Source organism: Burkholderia sp. MSh2 (assembly GCF_000731655.1).
GTDB lineage: Bacteria > Pseudomonadota > Gammaproteobacteria > Burkholderiales > Burkholderiaceae > Burkholderia > Burkholderia paludis.
The window spans coordinates 1-2740 of the sequence record NZ_JPGM01000139.1; the positions used below are offsets into that span (position 1 = coordinate 1).

At 69.9% G+C, this 2740-nt stretch carries 3 protein-coding genes and 1 pseudogene; 3 read left to right on the forward strand and 1 reads right to left on the reverse strand.

Features of this window, described 5'->3' with window-relative positions:
• The coding region (locus GQ57_RS44090; RefSeq protein WP_235215203.1) for a hypothetical protein at window positions 1–221 on the forward strand (221 nt) is incomplete at its 5' end.
• A gap of 160 nt (window positions 222–381) precedes the next feature.
• Here GQ57_RS44090 and pdxR read toward each other — a convergent pair.
• On the reverse strand, window positions 382–1905 hold the full coding sequence (pdxR, locus tag GQ57_RS37865; RefSeq protein WP_034200604.1) for a MocR-like pyridoxine biosynthesis transcription factor PdxR: 1524 nt from the start codon (window positions 1903–1905) through the stop codon (window positions 382–384).
• Between the two features lie 267 nt (window positions 1906–2172).
• On the opposite strand from pdxR, the gene GQ57_RS37870 reads away from it, so the two are divergent.
• Together GQ57_RS37870 and GQ57_RS42880 are read left to right on the forward strand one after the other, a co-directional pair.
• Complete coding sequence (locus tag GQ57_RS37870) at window positions 2173–2511, forward strand: GNAT family N-acetyltransferase (protein ID WP_031401352.1); 339 nt, start codon at window positions 2173–2175, stop codon at window positions 2509–2511.
• 53 nt (window positions 2512–2564) lie between these two features.
• Window positions 2565–2740 (forward strand): annotated as a pseudogene (locus tag GQ57_RS42880) (phosphonoacetaldehyde dehydrogenase); the annotation flags it as partial.

Below are 2740 nucleotides of genomic sequence, written 5' to 3' on the forward strand. Positions count from 1 at the left end.
GATACGTGCCCGGGGGCATGATCCGCGAGGGGCGCGGCGTGGTTCGGGGCGCTTCTCGCCGGAAGCGCGGGCTGGTCAGGAGAGGCGAAACGAATTTCGTCGCGATGCCGGCGTCGATCGAAACGCGCACACGCCGGCCCGCGTGCCGACGCGGGGGGAACGTCATGCAGGCGTTCGATCAGGGGCCGCTTCGATGGAAGCGGCGGGCTTTTATCGGTTGAATCGACAAGCCGGGCCCGCGACGGAATGGCGCGAACAGCGTATGGCGATCGACGCGGCCGCGATGTCCGAACCACGGTCGCCCGACGCCGGGCCGCCCGCATGACACGCCTCGATGCCGGATGCCCGAGGCGCGGGCCGCACGATCGCGGGCCGTGTTCGTCAATCGGGCCGCTGCGCCCGCACACACGCGGCCAGCGCCCGCACCCCCGGTTCGATCCGCTCCAGCGGCAGCGCGGAAAACCCCATCCGGAAGCAGCGGCGCGCATTGCCGTCGTCGCGCATGAAGAACACGCCGCCGGGCTCGATCAGGATCCCGGCCGCCTGCGCGTCCGCCGCGAGCCGCGCCGCGTCGAGCCATGGCGGGCCCTCGACCCAGCACGACGCGCCGCCCGTCACCGGCACGTATCGCGCCTCCGGCAGATGCGCATCGAGCGCGGCCATCAGCGCCTGCGAACGCTCGCTGTACGCATGCGCGAGCCGGCGCAGCAGCGCGTCGTGATGGCCCAGCGCGAGAAAGGTCGCGAATGCACGCTGGATGTACGCGACCGGATGGCGCACCATCAGCCGCCGCAGCGCGCGCAATTCGCGAATCAGCGCGCGCGGCCCGACCACGTAGCCGAGCCGCAGCCCGGGCGCGAAGGTCTTCGACAAGCTGCCGACGTAGATCACGCGGTCTGCCGTGTCGAGGCTCTTCAGCGCCGGATGCGGCGTGCCGGAGAACGTGTTCTCGCTCTCGTAGTCGTCCTCGATGATCACGAAGTCGTGCTGCCGCGCGCATTCGAGCAGCGCGCGGCGCCGCTCGACCGGCATCGTCGCGGTGGTCGGGCACTGGTGGCTCGGCGTCACGTACACGTAGTCGCAGCGCGACAGCGTGCCGCCGAGCGCATCGGGCGCGATCCCGTGGCCGTCGACGGGCAGCGGCAGCAATGGCGCGTTGCGGTTCTCGAAGATGTTGCGCGCATCGGGATAGCCGGGATTCTCGAAGCCGACCGTCGTGTGCTTGCCGCACAGGAGATCCGCGATCAGGTACAGCGCCTGCTGGCAGCCGTTCGTGACGACGATCTCGTCGGGCATCGCGAACACGCCGCGGCGCGGCAGCACGCGCGTGCGGATCTGCTGGATCAGCGATTCGTCGTCGCGCTCGATCAGGTCGGGCGCCCAGTTGCGGATTTCCATCACCGACAGCGCTTTCAGGCAGCACTCGCGCCAGTCGTTGGTTGGAAACAGCGACTGGTCGAACTGCCCGTAGATGAACGGAAATTCGTAGTGCTGCCAGTTCGCGGGCTTCACGATGTTGCGCTGTCTCGACGGTGGATGCGCGATGCGTTTCTCCCATGCGGGGCGGCCCGGCGCGTCGTCGCCGTCTTCGGGCTTCGCGCCCGGCGTGGCCGCCGCGAAGCCCGGCACGCCCTGGAGCATCTTCGGGTTCACGAAATGCCCGCTGCGTTCGCGCGAGATCAGGTAGCCCTCTTCGACGAGCATCTGGTACGCGAGCACGACGGTGTTGCGCGCGACGCCGAGCTGGTCGGCAAGCTCGCGGCTCGACGGCAGCGCGGCATCGGGCGCGAGCTGGCCGTCGAGGATCGCGGCCACCAGCATGCGCCGGATCTGGTCCTGCAGGCTCGACGCCGACGACCGCCGGAACTGCTGGGCCCATAGGGCGGTCGGGGTACGACTCGGCATGCTTCCTCCTGTGATCGATACGGGAAACGCGAGGCGGTGCGCGTGGCGCGCGGCCGGCGACGGGCGCGGTGTCGCGAGAATACGCGCGTCGCGTCGCGGATGTGGACTCAATGAAAGGCGTCGTCTGGCACTACTGCGCGCCGACGTGGCAAGACGATACTCAACTCGTCGCCCCCGGACGATCCGGATTACTCCCCGGTACGCGGGCGCAGGGAGGCGTGCGCCCGTTGCGTTCGCCGCGCGGGTCATGCGGAGGAGGGGAACGTCATGCACGTCGTCGTGTTCAGGGATCGCTGCGAGCGCGTGATCCGCATCGTGTTCGACGACGCGCGTGCGACGGCTGTCGCGTATCGCGACGACGTGGCGATCGGCGAACTCGGTCTCGACGATGGCGACGGCATGGGCCCGGCGCCGTCGCTCGCGCGGCTGTACGTCGAGCCCGCGTACCGGCGCAGCGGCATCGCACACACGCTGCTCGCGTGTGCATCGCGCGAATTCGGGCGGCCGATCCGTATCGATTCCGGTGCGCGCGCATGGCCCGACTCGCCGGCGTGGGCGACGCTGTGCCGCTGCCTCGAATACGAAGGGCTGGTCGTGGTTCGCTAGCGGCGGGCGCCGACGGCGCGGCCGCGATCACGCAACACGAAGAGAGAGACGACATGAGCACGGTCCTGAAGCCGATTCCCGCATCCGGCGTGCGGCACGAAGCGTTGCGCGTCGACGGGCAGCGCGTATGGCGCGACGCGGTGATCGACGTGCGCAACCCGTACGACGGCACGCTGGTCGGCACCGTGCCGAAGGCGACGCTGGACGACGTGCGGCGCGCGTTCGCGGT

Bases quoted from the DNA above. Each gene is read 5' to 3' on its own strand.
- pdxR (WP_034200604.1), bottom strand. From the start codon at position 1,905: ATGCCGAGTCGTACCCCGACCGCCCTATGGGCCCAGCAGTTCCGGCGG.
- GQ57_RS37870 (WP_031401352.1), top strand. From the start codon at position 2,173: ATGCACGTCGTCGTGTTCAGGGATCGCTGCGAGCGCGTGATCCGCATC.